Source organism: Mycobacterium sp. IDUB_1, from assembly GCF_055419625.1.
Map to the genome: position 1 here is coordinate 248859 of NZ_JBVAYA010000002.1, position 19026 is coordinate 267884.

Genomic DNA, 19026 nt, shown 5'->3' on the forward strand with positions numbered 1-19026 from the left:
ATTCATCCTGGCACCGGGATAATCGGAGCTTGTGTCCACCCCGACGCTCGTCCTGCTCGCCGCCACCACGCTGGCCGCCTGCATCTGCCTGGGCGCCGCGCTCTACGAGTCGCTGGTCGTCGATCCGTACTGGCCGCGCCGCCCCGGGCTGATCCAGTCGCGCAACGGAGGCATCGCCCGGGTCAGGTTCTGGCTGCCCGCCCCCGTCGTGTTCGAGGTGCTGCTGATCGTCACGCTGATCCTGACGTGGGGTGACTCCGCGATCGGGACGGCTCTGCTGGTGGCGCTGGTCAGCCACGCGACGATGCGGCTGTGGGCGCTGTTCGATCTGGTCCCGCGCGCCGCGGAGTTCGAACGCACCGATCCCGCCGACGTCGACGAGGCAGCGGCGGTGCGGTGGACGCGACGCAACCTGCTGCGGGTGCCGCTGCTGCTCGTCACTTCCGGCGCGATGCTGACCGCGCTGGCGCTGGCCTGAGGGTCAGTGATCGGGGAAGATCCGCGGCAACGCGGTGGCGCTGCCGGTGAAGTTCGGCGGCCGCTTCTCCCGGAACGCTGCAACGCCTTCCTTGCCGTCGCCGATCGAGGTGTAGAACATCGCCAGCGAGTCGCTCAGGTGCGCCTGCAGCGGTGATTCGGCGGCGCCGTTGCGGTAGATCAGCTGCTTGGCCAGCGCCAACGCCACCGGCGAACGCCCGGAGACGTAGCTGCGGGCCAGTGCGATCGCGTCGGACACCAGCGAGTCGGCCGGATGCACCGACCGCAGCAGCCGGCCGCGCAGTGCGTCCTCGGCGGTGATGATGTCGGCCGAGTAGACCCAGTCCAGGGCCTGCTGGATGCCGACCAGCCGGGGCAGGAACCACGAGGAGCAGGCCTCGGGCACGATGCCGAGTCGGCCGAACACGAAACCGATCCGGGCGTTCTCGGATGCCACCCGGATGTCCATGGCCAGTGTCATGGTTGCGCCGATGCCGACCGCGGCGCCGTTGATCGCCGCGATGACGGGCTTGGGCAGCGCGTGGATCGCCAGGGTGACCCGGCCGCCGGTGTCGCGGATGCCGCTGTGCAGCGGCTCGCTCGCATAATCCGCCTGCATCTGTTCGGGTGTCGGCGCCAGGGTCTCGTCGAGACCGAACACGTTGCCGTCGGCCGAGAGGTCCATCCCCGCGCAGAACGCGCGGCCGGCGCCGGTGACGACGATGGCGCGGATCGCGTCGGCGTAGGCGTCGACGGTGAAGAACTGCTCCAGTTCCCGCGCCATCGTCACCGTGAAGGCGTTGAGCTGCTCGGGACGCGACAGCGTCAGCAGCGCCACCCCGTCGGCGTCGACGGTGCACTGCAGGGTTTCGTAATCCACGTCGGTGAGGCTACCGACCGCCCGGGCGCGGGTTTCAGGCTTCGAGTTCGCCGAGCACCTTGCGTTCGATCGCCGCGCGGGTGGCGACCGGCAGCACCACGAGGCCGGCGAGTTCTTTCTGCGCACGGCCGTAGGCGTTCTGGCGTTCCTGCGGGGTGGCGGCGTCGTCGCCCGCCAGGCGCAGCAGGTGCTGGGCGCGGGCCAGCCGGTCCTGGTCGTCGGCGGAGAAGTCGCTGCGACGGCGGCGGGTCGCCTCGGCCTCGGCGGCATCGAACGCGGCGACGTAGTCGGTCACCGCGTCGCGATATCCCGCGGCGGCATCGCGATCGTCGACGATGTCGTCGGGCTGCGCGGGCCGCAGCAGATCCGCCCGGCTCTTGGCTTTGTGGAAGGCCAGGGTCAGAGGTTCTCGCATGTCCGTCATGACCGGGAAGTCCAGCAGCTTCGCGACGTCCAGTTCGTAGGAAAGCCATCGCGCGTCGGTGGCGTCGTGGCGCGCGAGCAGCTTGGTCAGCTCGCGGCGCCGGTTCTCCACGCTGGATGCACCCGAGGCCTTCTCCCGGGCGAGCGCGACTTTGGTCTCCTGCTTGATGCGGTAGCGCTCGAGCCGGCGCTGGGCGCGGCGTTCGTTGGCGGCCGATATGCCGCGCGCGGCGCCGCCGATCACCCCGCCGAGCGGAAAGACCAGCCACCAGTAGTTTCCGGCGAACTGCAACAGCGCCTCCACACGCCCAGAATGCCACCGGGCGATGTGGTGGGATTGGCTGGTGCCGGACGTGCCGTCAGATCCAGTCCTCGAAGATCCAGACCCAGCGCTCGAGCCCGCGATCGTCGCCCGTGGGCTGACGCTGCGAGGACCATGGGGGCCGGTGTACGGACCCGTGGACCTCGAGGTCCCCGCGGCAGGGGTGACGGTCATGGTCTGTCCCGCGGGGTCGGGGCGCACGGCGTTGTCGATGACGCTGGCCGGACGGATGCGTCCGACGTCGGGGGCGCTGACGGTGTTCGGACGATCCCGCGCCCGCGAAATCTTCGCCGTCGCGGCCCTGGCCGGCATCGACGAACTCGACACCGTGGCCGAGTCGGTCACGGTGGGGGATCTCGTCACCGAGCAGATGCGCTGGGATGCACCGTGGTACAGGCTGATTCGCCGTGCCGACGACGACGACGTGAGACGCGTGTGCGGGCCCGTCTTCGGCGAGTTGCCGCTGCCACCGCGCTCGGAGTTCGTCGAGGAGCTCACCGAACTCGACGGCCTGCTGCTGCGCATCGCGCTGGCCAACACGCGCCGCCCGCGGCTGCTCGTGGTGGGCAACCTCGAGCAGGTCACCAGCGATCAGAGCCGGGACCTGCTGGTCGACCGGCTGGTCGATCTGGGCCGCGAGCAGACGGTGCTGACCGCGAGTGTCAACGGTGTCGCCGCCCGCCCCGGGCTGCGAGAGATCCCGGTCGCAGGCGTCTTGCGCGCCGAACTCGCGGGACTTCAGAGAGGTGAGGCGTAGTCATGCTGGCCGGGATGTCACTGGGCACAGACCTCAAGCGGTACTCGCACGGGCTGATGCCACGGATCGCACTCGTCACGATCATCCTGCTGCCGTTGCTCTACGGCGCGATGTACCTGTGGGCGTTCTGGAATCCGTTCGCCGAGGTCGGCAAGGTGCCCGTCGCGCTGGTCAACGCCGACCGCGGCGCCCAGGTGCAGGGCACGCAGGTGCACGCGGGCGACGAGGTCGCCCGGGCCCTGCTCGATTCGGGCCAGCTGGATCTGACCGAGGTCTCCGCGCAGGAGGCCGCCGACGGCGTGGCCGACGGCCGCTTCTACTTCTCGATCACGTTGCCCGACAACTTCTCCGAGCTGGTGGCTTCCCCCTCCGGGCCTCGTCCGGCGCAGGCCCCGCTGCAGTTCACGTTCAACGACGCCAACAACTACCTCGGCACGGTCATCGGGCAGAACGCCTCGAGGGAGATCCTCAACCAGGTCAACGCCAAGATCGGAGAACGCGGCATCGGCACCGTCGTCAACGGATTGGCCCAGGCCGGCACGGGCCTGGATCAGGCCGCCGGCGGCGCCGAGCAACTCGCCGGGGGCCTGGTCGCCGCTGACGACGGCGCCCACCGGCTCGCCGGCGGTGTGGACACGTTGACCTCGGGTCTGCGCACCGCCCGGGCGGGATCGGCGCAGCTGGCCGCGGGCACCCGCCGACTGAGCGGGGCCGTCGACACGGCGACCACGCCGCTGCTCGACGTGCTCGACCGGGTGGGCGGGCTGGACCTGAATCCCGACGAGGTCGCCCGCGCTGCGCAGCATCTCTCGGGTGCGGTCCGATCGACGACCGACCGGATCGCCGCGCTCAACATCAGCAGTTCTCAGGCGACCGCGATCGTCGACCAGACCGTCGGATTCCTGCAGAACAATCCCGATCCCGCGGTTCGTGACGCCGGGCAGGCGCTCGCCGGCGCGCAGCGCCTGCTGCGCGCCCAGGGCATTGATCCCACCACCGATGACGGGCTGGTCCGGCTGCGCGACAGCGCTGCCACGCTGGAGGGAGAACTGGGTGATCCCAGCAGCCGGTTGCGGACATTCCTGACCCGCGCACTGAACGGCGGCCTGCGCTCCGACGTCGCACAGCTGCGCGACGGGGTCCACCAACTCGATTCCGGAGCGCAGCGTCTCAATGCCGGCCTCGGTCAGTTGGCCGCCGGCGGGAACCAACTGTCCGCAGGGGCACACCAACTGGCCGACGGCACCGCGCAGTTGCGCACCGGCGGGCAGGAGCTGGCCACCCGCCTGCGTCAGGGTGCGGAGCAAATCCCTTCGTGGAACCCGCAGCAGCGCACTGAGGTCGCGCGCACTCTGGCAGCGCCGACGGAGCTCGATCTGCGCAACACCCACCCGGCGGCGACGTTCGGGACCGGCTTTGCGCCGTTCTTCCTGCCGTTGGCCCTGTTCATCGGCGCGATGATCGTGTGGATGTTGCTGACGCCGTTGCAGTCTCGGCCCATCGTGAACGGACTGGGCGCCCTGCGTGTGGTGCTGGCGTCCTATTGGCCGGGGCTGCTGATCGTGGTCTGCCAGGTGGTGGTGATGTATGTCGTCGTCCATGTCGGCGTCGGTTTGCACGCCGCGTACGCGCTGGCCACGGTCGCGTTCCTCGCGCTGGTCGCCGGCGCCTTCCTGGCGCTGATCCAGGCGTTCAACGCGGTGCTCGGGGTCGCCGTCGGACGTGTCGCGACGCTGGCGTTCCTGATGCTGCAGCTGGTCTCCGCAGGCGGCATCTATCCGGTCGAGACCACCGCGAAGCCCTTCCAGATCCTGCACCCGTTCGATCCGATGACATACGCGGTCAACGGTTTACGTCAGTTGATCGTCGGCGGGATAGATGCCCGGCTGTGGACGGCGATTGCGGTGCTATCGGCGGTGCTGCTGGCTTCGCTGGCCGCCAGCTCCTGGGCGGCGCGGCGCAACAGGCAGTACACGCTCGAGCGGCTACACCCGCCGATCGAGGTCTGAGGTGAACCGCGACGACGACCGACGGCTCAAGGATTTCGCCGGTGCCGTGGTGCTGCTGCTCCTGCAGGGATTCTGTTGGCGTGCAGTGCTTTTCCTCTCCCACGGGAATGGCCTGGTGCTGCGCTACGGCGGATTCGCGGTGCTGATGCTGACCCTGGCCGCGGTGATCTGGCGGGTGGTCAGGGCGCGGGCGGCGGCGTGGTTCGCGCTGGGTGGGCTGGGGGTCCAGGCCGCGATCGGTGCGCTCACCCTGCTCGTCTGAGGCTCAGGGCAGGCCGATGCGGCGATACCGCTCGATGCGGGTGGCCAGCCTCTGCTCGGCCGGTCCCTGCCCCAGGGTGTGCAGCTCCGCGGCGATGGTGTCCGACAGTCGGCCGATGAACGCGCGGGGCTCGCCGGCGGCGTCGGGATGCTCGGGCACGACCGCGTCGACGATACCGCTGCGCAAGAGGTCGGCGGATCGGATGCCTTGGGCTGCAGCCAGTTCGGGGGCGTGGTCGACGTCGCGGTAGACGATCGCGCTGGCGCCCTCGGGCGGCAGCGGCGCGAGCCAGCCGTGCAGCGCGGCGATCACCCGGTCGGCCGGCACCATCGCCAGGGCGGGGCCGCCGCTGCCCTGTCCCAACAGGACCGACACCGTCGGGGTGTCGAGCATGACGAGATCGGCCAGGCAGCGCGCGATCTCCCCGGCGAGGCCGTCCTCCTCGGCCTCGACCGACAGGGCCGGGCCCGCCGTGTCGATCACCAGGACGAGGGGCAGCTGAAGACCAGCCGCCAGCGCCATGCCGCGGCGGGCTTCGCGGAGCGCGGCGGGTCCCACCACACCCCTGACATGTTCCTGGCCGAGCACGACGGCGGGCTGCCCGCCGAAGCGCGCGAGTGCCAGCACGGTCGTCGCGGCCTCGCCCTGTCCTGTGCCGGACAGCAGGACCCGCTGGGTGGAGCCGTGGCGCAGCAGCGCACCCACCCCGGGCCGCTCCGGCCGCCGGGAGATCTCCACCGACTCCCAGGCGGGCACGTCGGGCAGCGGCTCGACGGCAGGGGCGGGCGGTGCGGCGCCGGGCGGATCGGACACCACGGTCAGCGTGCGGTCGATGGTCGCGCGCAGGACGTCGAGGGGCACGACGGCGTCGACGACGCCGTGACGCTGGAGGTTCTCGGCGGTCTGCACTCCGGCCGGGAAGGGTTCGCCGTACAGATGCTCGTAGACGCGCGGGCCGAGGAATCCGATCAGGGCGCTCGGTTCGGCGGCGGTGACATGCCCCAGCGAGCCCCACGACGCGAACACCCCGCCCGTCGTGGGATGCCGCAGGTACACCAGATACGGCAGGTGCGCCTGCTTGTGCTGCTGCACGGCCGCGGTGATCTTCACCATCTGCAGGAAGGCCACGGTGCCCTCCTGCATGCGGGTGCCCCCCGAACTGGGCGAGGCCAGCAGGGGCAGCCGCTCGGCGGTGGCGCGGTGCACCGCTGCGACGATGCGTTCCGCGGCGGCCACCCCGATGGATCCGGCGAGGAAGTCGAACTCGCACACGACCAGCGCGACCCGGCGGCCGAACACCCGACCCTCGCCGGTGAGCACCGACTCGTCGAGGCCGCTCGCAGCGCTGGCAGCGGCCATGTCGCGGCGGTAGGAATCCGACATCGGTACCTGAAGCGGTGCGGAGTCCCAGCTCACGAACGATTCCTCGTCCAGGACGGCGTCGCGCAGTTCGAGGGCGCGGATCCGGCTCACAGCTCGAGGCTAATAGGCTGGGCCCATGATTGAAGCCACCCGTGACGGCCACGTGCTGACTCTCGAGATGCAGCGTCCGGAGCGGCGCAACGCCCTGAGCTCCCAACTCGTCGACGGTCTGCGCGAGGCGATCGAGAAAGCCGGCACCGAGGACGTGCGCGCGATCGTGCTCACCGGCGCCGGGCATGTGTTCAGCTCCGGTGCCGATCTGTCCGGCGGCCAGGGCGTGGCCGACGAGCTGCCCGACAAGGCCAGGGCACTCAACCTCGCGATCGACAGGGCGCCGGTGCCCGTGATCGGCGCGGTCAACGGCCCGGCGATCGGGGCCGGGGTCATCCTGTCGATGATCTGCGATCTGCGCGTGGTGGCGCCCGAGGCCTACTTCCAGTTCCCGGTCGCCAAGTACGGCATCGCGCTGGACAACTGGAGCATCCGCCGGCTGACCTCGCTCGTGGGCGCCGGCCGCGCGCGCGGCATGCTGCTGGCCGCCGAGCGGCTCACGTCGGAGGCGGCGCTGCAGACCGGGATGGCCAACCGGATCGGCACGCTGGCCGACGCCCAGGCCTGGGCCCAGGAGATCGCCGGGTACGCCCCCTTGGCTCTGCAGCACGCCAAGCGGGTGCTCAACGACGACGGCGCCTACGAGGATCCCTGGCCCGCGCACCAGGAACTGTTCGACCGGGCGTGGAAGAGCCACGACATCATCGAGGCGCAGGTGGCCCGCATCGAGAAGCGCGCGCCGAACTTCACGGGCGCCTGATGTTCTCGACGGCGCTGCGGTACGGGTTCGGGACGGCCTCCCTCCTGGGAGCCGGCTGGGTGCTGCGGGCGCTGCAGGGCACCTCGGCATCGCTGGGCGCCACCCCCGCCGAGATCGCCCCGGTCGCGCGGCGCTCGCCGCAGTACCGCGACGGCAAGTTCGTCAACTTGGAGCCGCCGTCGGGCATGACGGTGGACCGGGAAGCGCGGCGCACCCTGCTGCGCGATCTGGCCAACTCCGGCTCCTCGGGCAAGCCGCCGGGTCCCATCCCCATCGCCGATCCGCCGAAGGTGCATCCGGATGCGGAGACCGCCGCGGCGAGTTGGTACGGCCACTCCAGCTCGCTGATCGAGATCGACGGCTACCGCGTGCTCGCCGACCCGGTCTGGAGCCGACGATGCTCGCCCTCACGTGCCGTCGGGCCGGAGCGTATGCACGAGATCCCGCTGCTGATCGAGGCGCTGCCCGCGGTCGACGCGATCATCATCAGCCACGATCACTACGACCATCTCGACATCGACACCGTCATCGCCCTCACCCACAGCCAGCGAGCCCCGTTCCTGGTCCCGCTGGGTATCGGTGCGCACCTGCGTAAGTGGGGCATCCCGGAGAGCCGCATCGTCGAGCTCGACTGGCACGAATCGCACCGCATCGGGGACCTGACGCTGGTCTGCACGCCGGCGCGGCATTTCTCCGGCCGGCTCTTCACCCGGGACACCACACTGTGGGCGTCGTGGGTGGTGATGGGGCCGCGACACCGGGCGTTCTTCGGCGGCGACACCGGTTACACGAAGAGTTTCGCCGAGATCGGCGCCGAGTTCGGGCCGTTCGACCTGACGCTGCTGCCGATCGGCGCCTACCACCCGGCGTTCTCCGACATCCACATGAACCCCGAGGATGCGGTGCGCGCCCACCTGGACATGACCGAGGGTGGGCTGATGATGCCTATTCACTGGGCGACGTTCCGCCTCGCGCCGCACGCATGGGCCGAGCCGGCCGAACGTCTCGTGGTGGCTGCCGACGCTGAAGGCGTCCGGATCGCGGTTCCCATCCCCGGTGGCCGGGTGGACGGCGATTCGACGTTCGACCCGTGGTGGCGGCTGTAACGACGCGTTCGCGGGTTACCGTTTCGGGCATGAAACCTCGGGTGGCCGTGCTCGCCGTGTTGTCCGTGCTGGCGGCCGGCTGCGGCGCCGGACCTTCCCCGAATCCGACGACGACGGCGGCGCCACCGAGCCAGAACGCCGACACGCCACCGCCGCTGGTGCCGGCGATGCCGCTGCCCGAGGGCGCGGTGGACAAGGCCGTGGCGAAGCTCGACGGTCTCGCCGAGGAGCTGATGACGTCGTCGGGTATCCCGGGGATGGCCGTGGCCGTGGTGCACGCAGGAAAGACCTTGTACGCCAAGGGGTTCGGCAAAAAGGATCTGACCAGACCCGACGGCTCCGACAACGCCGTCGGCCCCGACACCGTGTTCCAGCTCGCCTCGGTGTCGAAATCGTTGTCGGCCACGGTGGTGGCCCACGAGGTGGGTGCGAAGACCGTCGACTGGAACACCCCGATCGTGTCGAAGCTGCCGTGGTTCGCGCTCGCCGATCCGGCTGTCACGCCGATGGTCTCGATCGGGGACATGATGTCGCACCGCTCCGGGCTGCCCGACCATGCCGGTGACTTGCTCGAGGATCTGGGTTACGACCGCAGGCAGGTGCTGGAGAAGCTGCGGGACTATCCGCTCGATCCGTTCCGGATCTCCTACGCCTACACCAACTTCGGGTTCACCACCGGCGCCGAGGCAACGGCAGCCGCGGCGACCAAACCGTGGGAGGACCTCGCCTCCGACGTGCTGTTCCGGCCGCTCGGCATGACGACAGCGAGTTTTCGCTTCGCCGACTACGCCCGCCGCCCCGACCGCGCCGTCGGCCACATCCGCATCGACAACACCTACCGGCCGCAGTTCGTCCGCGACGCCGACGCGCAGGCGCCCGCCGGCGGGGCCAGCGCTTCGGTGACGGACATGTCGCACTGGCTGGCGATGGTGCTGGGCAACGGGACCTATCAGGGTCGGCAGGTGATCGACCCGGCAGCGCTGCTCCCCGCGCTGACCCCCCAGTCGGTGTCGAGCCCGGCCTCGGAGGCGGCGATGCGTACCGGGTTCTACGGGTTCGGGTTCAACGTCGGCACGACGTCGGCGGCACGCACCGAACTCAGCCACTCCGGCGCCTTCGAGTTGGGCGCCGGCACGAACATCCTGATCCTGCCGTCGGCCGACGTGGCGATCGTCGCGCTCACCAACGCCACCCCGACCGGGGTGCCCGAGACGCTGACCGCGGAGTTCGCCGATCTGGTCCAGTTCGGCGAGATCCGGCAGGACTGGCGCAGCCTGTACGCGAAGGCATTCGAGCACATCGACGCGCCGACCGGATCTCTGAGCGGGAAGCAGCCGCCCGCCGCCCCCGCGCCTCCGGCGCCGCTGGCCGACTACCTCGGCACCTACCGAAACGACTTCTGGGGCCCGGCCACCGTGACCGAGGTCGACGGCACGCTGCGACTGCGGATCGGCACGACACTGGATGTGCCGCTGCGACATTGGGACGGAAACACGTTCGCCTACGATTTCATCACCGAGAACGCGCCGCCGGGCACGGTGGCCTCGGCGACGTTCGACGGCCCGCGCTTGACGCTCGACTACTACAACGCCGAGGGCAAGGGAGTGTTCACCCGGTGACCGCTGCGGGCCTGTCCGACGCGGAGGTCGCCCAGCGCGTCGCCGAGGGCAAGACCAACGACGTCCCGACCCGCGCCGCGCGCAGCGTCTCGGAGATCGTGCGCGGCAACGTGTTCACCCGGATCAACGCCATTCTCGGGGTGCTGCTGATCATCGTGCTGACCACGGGGTCGGTGATCAACGGCGCCTTCGGTCTGCTGATCATCGCCAACAGCGGGATCGGCATCATCCAGGAATTGCGCGCCAAGCGCACCCTGGACAAGCTCGCGATCGTCGGCCAGGCGAAACCCACGGTGCGCAGGCTGTCCGGGACTGCGGCGCGTCAGCCCAGTGAGGTGGTGCTGGACGACCTGATAGAGCTCGGACCCGGTGACCAGATCATCGTCGACGGCGACGTGGTCGAGGCGGCGAACCTCGAAGTCGACGAGTCGCTGCTGACCGGCGAAGCCGATGCGATCGCCAAACACCCGGGTGATCACGTGATGTCGGGCAGTTTCGTGGTGGCCGGCAGCGGTGTCTACCGCGCCACCAAGGTGGGGCGCGAGGCGTACGCTGCCAAGCTCGCCGAGGAGGCCAGCAAGTTCACGCTGGTGAAGTCCGAACTGCGCAGCGGCATCAACAGGATTCTGCAGTTCATCACCTACCTGCTGGTGCCGGCCGGGGCGCTGATCATCTACACCCAGCTGTTCACCACCGATGCGGGCTGGCGGGAATCCGTGCTGCGGATGGTCGGCGCGCTCGTGCCGATGGTGCCCGAAGGTCTGGTGCTGATGACCTCGATCGCGTTCGCCGTCGGTGTCGTCCGATTGGGCCGACGGCAGTGTCTGGTCAACGAGTTGCCCGCCATCGAAGGCCTGGCTCGAGTGGACGTGGTGTGCGCGGACAAGACCGGCACGCTCACCGAGAACGGGATGCGGGTCAGCGAGGTCGAGCCACTGGACGGCAGCGCGGTCACCGAGGTGCTGGCCCAGCTCGCCGCCGACGACGACAGGCCCAACGCCAGCATGGCGGCGATCGCCGAGGCGTACCGGATGCCGCCGGGCTGGACGGCCACCGCCACCGCGCCGTTCAAGTCGACCACGAAGTGGAGCGGCGTCTCGTACGGCGAGCACGGCAACTGGGTGATCGGTGCGCCGGATGTGCTGCTCGACCCGTCGTCGTCGGCGGCTACGCAGGCCGAACAGATCGGTGCGCAGGGCCTGCGGGTGCTGCTGCTGGGGTCCAGTGACCTGCCGGTCGACGATCCGCAGGCGCCGGGCACGGTGACCCCGGCTGCGCTGGTCGTGCTGGAGCAGCGGGTGCGACCCGATGCGCGCGACACCCTCGAATACTTTGCCTCCCAACGGGTCTCGGTCAAGGTGATCTCCGGAGACAACGCGGTCTCGGTGGGTGCGGTGGCGGCGTCGCTCGGTCTCGCAGGCGAGACGATGGATGCCCGCCGGTTGCCCGCCGAACCCGACCGGCTGGCCGACACGCTGGAGGAGTGCACGACGTTCGGCCGGGTGCGTCCCGACCAGAAGCGCGCGATGGTGCACGCACTGCAATCACGCGGGCACAACGTCGCGATGACGGGCGACGGTGTCAACGACGTACTGGCGCTCAAGGACGCCGACATCGGCGTCGCGATGGGCTCGGGCAGTTCGGCATCGCGTGCGGTGGCCCAGATCGTGTTGCTGGACAACAAGTTCGCCACCCTGCCTTTCGTGGTGGGGGAGGGCAGGCGGGTGATCGGCAACATCGAGCGCGTCTCCAACCTGTTCCTGACCAAGACCGTCTATTCGGTGTTGCTCGCGGTGCTCGTCGGGCTCGCAGGTCTGTCGGCCAAGATCTTCGGCACCGATCCTCTGCTGTTCCCGTTCCAGCCCATTCACGTCACCATCGCCGCCTGGTTCACGATCGGGGTGCCGGCGTTCATATTGTCGTTGGCGCCCAATGCCGAACGCGCGCACCCGGGCTTCGTGCGTCGCGTGATGACCGCGGCGCTGCCGTCGGGACTGGCGGTCGGGGTCGCGACGTTCGTGTCCTACCTGCTGGCCTACCAGGGCAGGGCCGCAAGTGCGGTCGAGCAGACGCAGGCCTCGACCGCGGCGCTGATCACCCTGCTGGTGTCGGCGCTGTGGGTGCTGGCCGTGATCGCCCGGCCCTACGAATGGTGGCGGGTGGCGCTGGTCGCCGTGTCCGCGCTGGCCTACGTGCTGATCTTCAGTCTTCCGGCGGCCTGGAAGCTGTTCCTGCTCGATCCGACGAACCTGACGACCACGTCGACGGCGCTGCTGATCGGGCTGGTCGGGGCGGGCGCGGTCGAGGTGATCTGGTGGGTTCAGGGCAGGGTCCTGGGTGAAACCCGCAGGCTGTGGCGTTCGCCAGAACGGTAAAGTCGGTCGCATGGGATTTCTGGACAAGGCGAAAGATCTTCTCTCCAAGAACGCCGACAAAGTGGACACCGTGATCGACAAGGCCGGTGACCTCGTCGACAAGAAGACGCAGGGCAAGTACACGTCGACGGTCGACAAGGTGCAGGAAGCCGCCAAGAAGGCCCTCAACGAGCAGCAGCCGGGCCAGCCCGGCACACCCGGTCAGCCCGGCACACCCGGCACACCCGGCACACCCGGCACACCCGCCCAGCCGCCGGTTCCGCCGCAGCAGGAACCGCCGACGGCGCCGCCGATGTCGTAGCGCGCCGATGGCCAAGCTCTCGGTTTCCGTCGACGTGCCGCTGCCGCCCGAAAAGGCGTGGGAGAGCGCGTCGGATCTGTCCCGCTACAAGGACTGGTTGTCCATTCACAAGGTGTGGCGCTCCCCGCTGCCCGACACCATCGACAAGGGCACCACGCTCGATTCCATCGTCGAGGTCAAGGGCATGCTCACCCGCATCAGCTGGACTGTCGTGCACTTCAAGCCGCCGGAGGCGATGACGCTCAACGGCGTCGGGCGCGGTGGCGTCAAGGTGAAGCTGATCGGCAAGATCAAACCGGCCACGAACACCTCGGGCACCGCCGACGGGTCGAACGTGCAGTTCGACGTGCACCTGGGCGGGCCTGCGCTGTTCGGTCCCATCGGCATGGTCGTGGCGAGCGCCCTGCAGGGCGACATCCAGGAGTCGCTGAACCGCTTCAAGGCCGTCTTCGCCCCGTCCTGAGTCCGGCGAGCAGACGCGAACTCGCGCAGAAACAGCCCCAAAAGCAGGAGTTCGCGTCTGTTCGCGGAATGAAACTAGAGCGCGGCGGGGATCGGGGTGTCGCCGGCGATCACCTCGAACGTGCGGCCCGCGGTCTGCGAGTCGTCGAGGACCGCGACGATGACCGCCGCGACGTCGGCCCGGGAGATCTTCCCGCGGCCTGTCTTCTGGGCGACGGTCACCCGGCCGGTGGGCTCGTCGTCGGTGAGCTGACCGGGTCGCACGATGGTGGCGGAAAGCGCTGGCCGAGAAAGTATTTCGTCGTCGGCGGCGCCCTTGGCGCGCAGGTAGGCGACGAAGACCTCGTCGGCGGCGTCATCGGGAGTGTTCACGTCGGCGCCCATCGACGAGATCATCACGTAGCGCTGCACGCCGGCCGCTTCGGCCGCGTCGGCCAACAGAATCGCGGCATCCCGGTCGACGGTCTGCTTACGGGCCGCGCCGCTTCCCGGACCCGCGCCGGCGGCGAACACCACGGCGTCCGCTCCGGCCAGATGGCCGGCCACGTCGTCGGCGGAGGCGCTCTCGAGGTCGATCACGACAGCTCGCGCACCGGCAGCCTCCACATCGGCGGCGTGGTCGGGGTTGCGGATCAGCCCGACGGGCATGTCCCCGCGCGCGGCGAGCAACCGCTCCGTGATCAGCGCGATCTTGCCGTGACCGCCTGCGATGACGACCTGCATCGTCGATTCCTCCTCGGTCGGGGACACTGGTGCCGTGTCTACCACCGTGCCCCGGTCGGTTTCGGCCGAAACCGTTCGGTCAATACTGGCGCCCGTGCACCGCAGCGCCGCCCGAGTCCTGACCGCACTGGCCACCGGGCTGGTCATCGTGGGTTCCGCCATCCCTGCCGCTGCCGCACCAGGGCCGGCCACGGGGTTGCTCCAGGTCGGCGGACTACAGCGCACCTACTCGGTACACGTACCGCCCGGCGCCGTCACCGGCCTGGTCATCAACCTGCACGGCGCGGGGCAGACCGGCCGTGACCAGGAGGTGGGCACCAACTACGACGCCGTCGCAGACCGCTACGGGTTCGTCGTCGCCTACCCCGACGGGGTCGACATGAGCTGGGCCGACGGTCGCGGTGGCTCGGTCCCCGAGCGACAGGGTGTCGACGACGTGGGTTTCCTGTCCGCGCTGATCACCCAGCTCACCAGCGAGTACGGGGTCAACCCGGGCCGGGTGTTCGTCACCGGCATGTCGGCCGGCGGCTTCATGGCCCAGCGCCTGGCCTGCGACCGCGCCGACCTGGTCGCCGCCGTGGTGTCGGTCGCCGGGACGCTCGGCGCGACGGTTCCGTGCGCGCCGTCGCGGCCGGTGTCCGTGCTCGCTGTACACGGCGACGCCGACCCGGTGGTCCCGTTCGGCGGGGGCCCGATGGTCGGCCGCGGCGGGCCGAGCGTGATCGTCTCGGCATCCGAACTGGTCAACCGCTGGCGCGCCATCGATGGATGCCCGCCGCCCGTCGACACGCCGGGCCGCTCGTCAGCGACCGGCTGCGCCGACGGAACCGCGGTCGAGTTCGTGATCGTCGGCGGTGGCGGCCACGTCTGGCCGACCGGATTCGGCTTCGACGCGAGCCAGGCCGGCGCCGACTTCTTCGCCGCCCACGGGCGCTGAGCTCAGGTGCTGATGCGCCGCAAGCTGGGCAGCAGCACCTCGTCGACGAGCATCCGTACGGTCGCATCGGTCGGCGGCCGCTCCGATATCAGGCACCGGAACACCAGATAACCCGGCAGGACGTCCCAGATCTCGGGGTTGATCGCGGCCTGTTCGATCTCCCCGCGGTCGACGGCGGCCGCCAGCACCTCCTCGATCAGCGTGTGCCGGTGTCGGACGAACTTGTCCTGCATGGCCGCTTGCAGCTGGGGGCTGTGTGACATCTCGTTGAGCACCGCCCGCATCGTGGACGTGTGCTCGCGGGCCTGCGCGGCCACCGACATGCCGATCGCGATGAGATCGTCGCGCAGGCTGCCGGTGTTCGGCGCCTTGGCCGATGCGCGGGTGCCCTCGATGAATGCGGCGAGCACGAGGTCGGCCTTCGAGGGCCACCTGCGGTACATGGTGGCCTTGCTCGCCTTGGCCTCGTTGGCCACCGCGTCGACCGTCAGCCGGTCGTAACCGTGGGTCTGGAGAAGACGGAGAGTCACCTGGAGCAGCTCGGCTTCGCGCTCCGTCCAGCCGCACTCCGACTCGGGTACCACGGGGCCCACCTTATTCCTTCTGATGTGCCCCGCCCCCTTGTCGATTGTCGGCTGCTGCGACACGGTTCAGCGCTTGCAGTGGCCAGTACCGTACCGTACCGTTTCGACCGGCGCCGGTGGGTCAACCGGCCACTCGTCGATCGGGGTGAGCTCGGCAGTGAGCAGAGTGTCGGTAGGCCGCATCGTCCGGAAGCGCTGGACGGTGATCGTCACCGTGGTGGTGGTCGCGATCGTCACGTTCAGCGTGTACCGCCTGCACGGGATCTTCGGCTCCGACAACACCGTGTCCCGGCCGAGCGCCGACGCGCTGGAGAACACCGGATACAACCCCAAGCGCGTGCTGTTCGAGGTGTTCGGCGCGCCGGGGACCGTCGCCACGATCAACTACCTCGACGCCGACGCCCAGCCGCAGCGCGCCGACGACGTCACCCTGCCCTGGTCAACGACGTTGACCACCGACGACCCCACGCTGTTCGCCGATCTGCGCGCCCAGGGTGACGGCGACACGATCGGCTGCCGGATCACGGTCAACGGCATCGTCAAGGACGAGAGGACCACGGACAACGTGAACGGATACATCTCGTGCCTGGACAAGTCCGCATGAGTGAGCACCGCGTCGAGGTCGAACCGTCACGGGTGGCGCACCTGATCCGGGTGCTGTGCGTGCCGATCCTGCTGGTGTGGATCGCTGTCGCGGCGCTGACCAACATCGCTGCCCCGCAGCTCGAGGTCGTCGGCGCGGAGCGCTCGGTGTCGATGAACGCCGCAGATTCACCGTCGATACAGGCGATGCGACACATCGGCCAGACCTTCAAGGAGTTCGATTCCGACAGCGCGGCCATGATCGTGCTGGAAGGCGACCAGCCCCTCGGCGCCGACGCGCACCGCTACTACGACTCCTTGGTCAAGCGCCTGGCGCAGGACACCACCCACGTGCAGCACATCCAGGACTTCTGGGGTGACCCGTTGACGGCCGGTGGCTCCCAGAGCAAGGACGGCAAGGCCGCGCTGGTGCAGGTGTACCTGGCGGGTAATCAGGGTGAGGCACTGGCCAACGAGTCCGTCGACGCGGTTCGCGACATGGTCGCCGACATGCCGCCGCCCCCCGGCGTCAAGGCCTACGTCACCGGTGCCGCGCCGCTGATCACCGACAACTTCGAAGTGGGCAGTGCGGGCACGCACAAGGTCACGGCCATCACGTTCCTCGTCATCGCGGTGATGCTGCTCATCGTCTACCGGTCGGTGGTGACGATGCTGATCGTGTTGGTGGCCGTGGCCATCGAGCTGGCCGCCGCGCGCGGTGTCGTTGCAGTGCTGGCGAATTCAGGGCTCATCGGCCTGTCCACCTACTCGACCAACCTGCTGACGCTGCTCGCGATCGCCGCAGGCACCGACTGGGCGATCTTCCTCGTCGGCCGCTACCACGAGGCGCGCGGCGCCGGCGAGGACCGAAAGGTCGCGTACAACACCATGTTCCGAGGGACGGTTCACGTGATCGTCGGCTCCGGGTTGACGATCGCCGGTGCGGTCGCCTGCCTGTATTTCACCCGGCTGCCCTACTTCCAGACCCTTGGTGTGCCCGCGGCGATCGGTGTGCTGGTGACGCTCGCAGCCGCGCTGACGCTCGGGCCGGCGGTGCTCGTGATGGCCGGCCGGTTCGGGTTGATGGAGCCCAAGCGGGCGATGCGGACGCAAGGGTGGCGGCGCATCGGGACGGTGATCGTGCGCTGGCCCGGGCCGATCCTGGTGGTGACGTGTGCGATCGCGCTGATCGGACTGCTCGCGTTGCCCGGATACAAGACCAGTTACGACGCGCGGCCCTACCTGCCCGACACCGCCCCGGCGGTCGTCGGGTACGCCGCGGCGGAGCGGCACTTCTCCGAGGCCCGGCTCAACCCCGAGCTGCTGATGATCGAGACCGATCACGACATGCGCAACCCCGCGGACATGCTGATCCTCGAGCGCGTCGCCAAGGCGGTGCTGCACACCCCGGGTGTGGCACTCGTGCAGTCGATCACACGACCGCTCGGCACGCCGATCAAGCACAGCTCCATCCCTTTTCAGATCAGCGCGCAGAGTGCCAGCCAGATCATGAACCTGAGCTATCAGAAGGATCGGGCCAACGACCTGATGAAGCAGGCGGCCGAGATCAGCAACACGATCGACATCCTCAAGCAGCAGCTCACTCTGCAGCAGGCCAGTGCGGCCGCGACCCACGAACAGACCCAGGCGTTCCACGACACCGTCACGATCGTCACCGACCTGCGGGACAAGCTCGCGAACTTCGACGACCAGTTCCGTCCGCTGCGCAACTACTTCTATTGGGAGCCGCACTGTTTCGACATCCCGATGTGCGCGGCACTGCGGTCGGTGTTCGACTCGCTCGACGGCATCAGTGCGCTGTCCGATCAGTTCACCAGCATCACAGCCAGCCTCGACAAGCTCGACGCGCTGCAACCGCAACTGCTGGCGCTGCTGCCGCCGCAGATCGCCATCCAGGAACGCAACCGTGACCTGACGCTGTCGAACTACGCGACCACCGGCGGCACCAACTCCCAGAGCGAGGAGGCGCTGCGCAACGCCACGGCGATGGGCCAGGCGTTCGACACCGCCAAGAACGACGACTCGTTCTACCTGCCGCCCGAGGCGTTCGACAACCCGGACTTCAAGCGCGGACTCAAGTTGTTCCTCTCACCCGACGGCAAGGCCGCCAGGATGATCATCACCCACGAGGGCAATCCCGCGACTCCCGAGGGGATCTCGCACATCAATGCGATCCGGGACTCGGCGTTCGACGCGATCAAGGCTACGCCCCTGTCCGACGCCAAGATCTACGTCGCCGGAGTTGCCGCCACGTACAAGGACGTTCAGGACGGCGCCAAGTACGACCTGCTGATCGTCGCGCTCGCCGCGCTCGCCCTCATCCTGCTGATCATGATGTTCATCACCCGCAGTCTGGTCGCGGCGGCCGTCATCGTCGGGACGGTGGTGCTCTCCCTCGGTGCGTCGTTCGGGCTGTCGGTTCTGGTGTGGCAGTACATCTTCGGTATCCAGCTGTACTGGATCGTGCTGGCGCTGGCGGTGATCCTGCTGCTCGCCGTGGGTGCGGACTACAACCTGCTGTTGATCTCCCGGTTCAAGGAGGAGGTGGGTGCCGGGCTCAAGACCGGCAGCATCAGGGCCATGGCCGGCACCGGCGGCGTCGTCACCGCGGCCGGATTGGTGTTCGCGGCCACCATGTCGTCGTTCGTCTTCAGCGATCTGGTCGTGCTGGGGCAGATCGGCACGACGATCGGTCTCGGCCTGCTCTTCGACACCCTGATCGTCCGGTCCTTCATGACCCCGTCGATCGCGGTGCTGCTCGGACGCTGGTTCTGGTGGCCGCAGATCGTGCGGACAAGGCCGGCCAGCCAGATGTTGCGGCCCTACGGTCCCCGCCGCGCCGTGCGTGACCTCCTCGGCGGGTGATAAGGGGGCACACCGGCGGGGCTGTACGAAACATGTCGGAAACATGATCGCCTTGTAGTGGAAACGAGGGGTCGACATTCTCGTTCGG

General features: G+C 69.1%; 18 protein-coding genes. 13 read left to right on the top strand and 5 right to left on the bottom strand.

Annotated elements, in window-relative coordinates; genetic code table 11:
- Nucleotides 1-31 precede the first annotated feature (31 nt).
- The gene (locus tag ACZYYX_RS14015; RefSeq protein WP_463815124.1) at nt 32-478 is read left to right on the top strand and encodes a hypothetical protein; all 447 of its coding nucleotides are present in this window, start codon (nt 32-34) and stop codon (nt 476-478) included.
- A 3-nt stretch (nt 479-481) separates the two neighbouring features.
- Here ACZYYX_RS14015 and ACZYYX_RS14020 read toward each other — a convergent pair whose 3' ends face one another.
- Together ACZYYX_RS14020 and ACZYYX_RS14025 are read right to left on the bottom strand one after the other, a co-directional pair.
- Nucleotides 482-1357 (bottom strand): crotonase/enoyl-CoA hydratase family protein, encoded by an 876-nt coding sequence (locus tag ACZYYX_RS14020; protein ID WP_463815125.1) that lies wholly within the window; start codon nt 1355-1357, stop codon nt 482-484.
- Between the two features lie 34 nt (nt 1358-1391).
- The gene (locus ACZYYX_RS14025) at nt 1392-2084 is read right to left on the bottom strand and encodes a hypothetical protein (protein ID WP_463815126.1); all 693 of its coding nucleotides are present in this window, start codon (nt 2082-2084) and stop codon (nt 1392-1394) included.
- A 40-nt stretch (nt 2085-2124) separates the two neighbouring features.
- Here ACZYYX_RS14025 and ACZYYX_RS14030 point away from each other — a divergent pair, with 40 nt between their 5' ends.
- Genes ACZYYX_RS14030 through ACZYYX_RS14040 form a run of 3 tightly spaced genes read left to right on the top strand, consistent with a single transcriptional unit; the run spans nt 2125 to nt 5130 of the window.
- Nucleotides 2125-2859 (top strand): P-loop NTPase family protein, encoded by a 735-nt coding sequence (locus tag ACZYYX_RS14030; RefSeq protein WP_463815797.1) that lies wholly within the window; start codon nt 2125-2127, stop codon nt 2857-2859.
- A gap of 2 nt (nt 2860-2861) precedes the next feature.
- Nucleotides 2862-4868, top strand: coding sequence for a YhgE/Pip family protein (locus ACZYYX_RS14035; RefSeq protein ID WP_463815127.1), 2007 nt, complete (start codon nt 2862-2864; stop codon nt 4866-4868).
- 1 nt (nt 4869) lies between these two features.
- Nucleotides 4870-5130, top strand: coding sequence for a hypothetical protein (locus ACZYYX_RS14040; RefSeq protein WP_463815128.1), 261 nt, complete (start codon nt 4870-4872; stop codon nt 5128-5130).
- A gap of 3 nt (nt 5131-5133) precedes the next feature.
- Here the strand turns inward: ACZYYX_RS14040 and ACZYYX_RS14045 are convergent, their stop codons facing one another.
- Nucleotides 5134-6603, bottom strand: coding sequence for a carboxyl transferase domain-containing protein (locus ACZYYX_RS14045; protein ID WP_463815129.1), 1470 nt, complete (start codon nt 6601-6603; stop codon nt 5134-5136).
- A gap of 25 nt (nt 6604-6628) precedes the next feature.
- Here ACZYYX_RS14045 and ACZYYX_RS14050 point away from each other — a divergent pair, with 25 nt between their 5' ends.
- The 6 genes from ACZYYX_RS14050 to ACZYYX_RS14075 are packed head-to-tail and all read left to right on the top strand — an operon-like array spanning nt 6629 to nt 13227.
- Nucleotides 6629-7363 carry an enoyl-CoA hydratase gene (locus tag ACZYYX_RS14050; RefSeq protein ID WP_463815130.1) on the top strand — a complete coding sequence of 245 codons (735 nt, stop codon included), beginning with the start codon at nt 6629-6631 and terminating at the stop codon, nt 7361-7363.
- Complete coding sequence (locus ACZYYX_RS14055; protein ID WP_463815131.1) at nt 7363-8469, top strand: MBL fold metallo-hydrolase; 1107 nt, start codon at nt 7363-7365, stop codon at nt 8467-8469. The genes ACZYYX_RS14050 and ACZYYX_RS14055 overlap by 1 nt, the downstream gene beginning before the upstream one ends.
- A 29-nt stretch (nt 8470-8498) precedes the next feature.
- The gene (locus tag ACZYYX_RS14060) at nt 8499-10088 is read left to right on the top strand and encodes a serine hydrolase (RefSeq protein ID WP_463815132.1); all 1590 of its coding nucleotides are present in this window, start codon (nt 8499-8501) and stop codon (nt 10086-10088) included.
- Nucleotides 10085-12463 carry a cation-translocating P-type ATPase gene (locus tag ACZYYX_RS14065; RefSeq protein ID WP_463815133.1) on the top strand — a complete coding sequence of 793 codons (2379 nt, stop codon included), beginning with the start codon at nt 10085-10087 and terminating at the stop codon, nt 12461-12463. The genes ACZYYX_RS14060 and ACZYYX_RS14065 overlap by 4 nt, the downstream gene beginning before the upstream one ends.
- Nucleotides 12464-12473: 10 nt before the next feature.
- Nucleotides 12474-12764 carry an antitoxin gene (locus ACZYYX_RS14070; protein WP_463815134.1) on the top strand — a complete coding sequence of 97 codons (291 nt, stop codon included), beginning with the start codon at nt 12474-12476 and terminating at the stop codon, nt 12762-12764.
- 7 nt (nt 12765-12771) lie between these two features.
- Nucleotides 12772-13227 carry a type II toxin-antitoxin system Rv0910 family toxin gene (locus tag ACZYYX_RS14075; RefSeq protein ID WP_463815136.1) on the top strand — a complete coding sequence of 152 codons (456 nt, stop codon included), beginning with the start codon at nt 12772-12774 and terminating at the stop codon, nt 13225-13227.
- Between the two features lie 74 nt (nt 13228-13301).
- Here ACZYYX_RS14075 and ACZYYX_RS14080 read toward each other — a convergent pair whose 3' ends face one another.
- Nucleotides 13302-13949, bottom strand: coding sequence for an NAD(P)H-binding protein (locus ACZYYX_RS14080; RefSeq protein WP_463815798.1), 648 nt, complete (start codon nt 13947-13949; stop codon nt 13302-13304).
- A gap of 94 nt (nt 13950-14043) precedes the next feature.
- On the opposite strand from ACZYYX_RS14080, the gene ACZYYX_RS14085 reads away from it, so the two are divergent.
- Complete coding sequence (locus tag ACZYYX_RS14085; protein ID WP_463815137.1) at nt 14044-14886, top strand: extracellular catalytic domain type 1 short-chain-length polyhydroxyalkanoate depolymerase; 843 nt, start codon at nt 14044-14046, stop codon at nt 14884-14886.
- 2 nt (nt 14887-14888) lie between these two features.
- Here the strand turns inward: ACZYYX_RS14085 and ACZYYX_RS14090 are convergent, their stop codons facing one another.
- The gene (locus ACZYYX_RS14090; RefSeq protein WP_463815138.1) at nt 14889-15470 is read right to left on the bottom strand and encodes a TetR/AcrR family transcriptional regulator; all 582 of its coding nucleotides are present in this window, start codon (nt 15468-15470) and stop codon (nt 14889-14891) included.
- 157 nt (nt 15471-15627) lie between these two features.
- Here ACZYYX_RS14090 and ACZYYX_RS14095 point away from each other — a divergent pair, with 157 nt between their 5' ends.
- A complete protein-coding gene (locus ACZYYX_RS14095; protein ID WP_463815139.1) occupies nt 15628-16074 on the top strand; it encodes an MmpS family transport accessory protein in 447 nt (148 codons plus the stop codon).
- A complete protein-coding gene (locus tag ACZYYX_RS14100; RefSeq protein WP_463815140.1) occupies nt 16071-18938 on the top strand; it encodes an MMPL/RND family transporter in 2868 nt (955 codons plus the stop codon). The genes ACZYYX_RS14095 and ACZYYX_RS14100 overlap by 4 nt, the downstream gene beginning before the upstream one ends.
- Nucleotides 18939-19026: the final 88 nt, after the last annotated feature.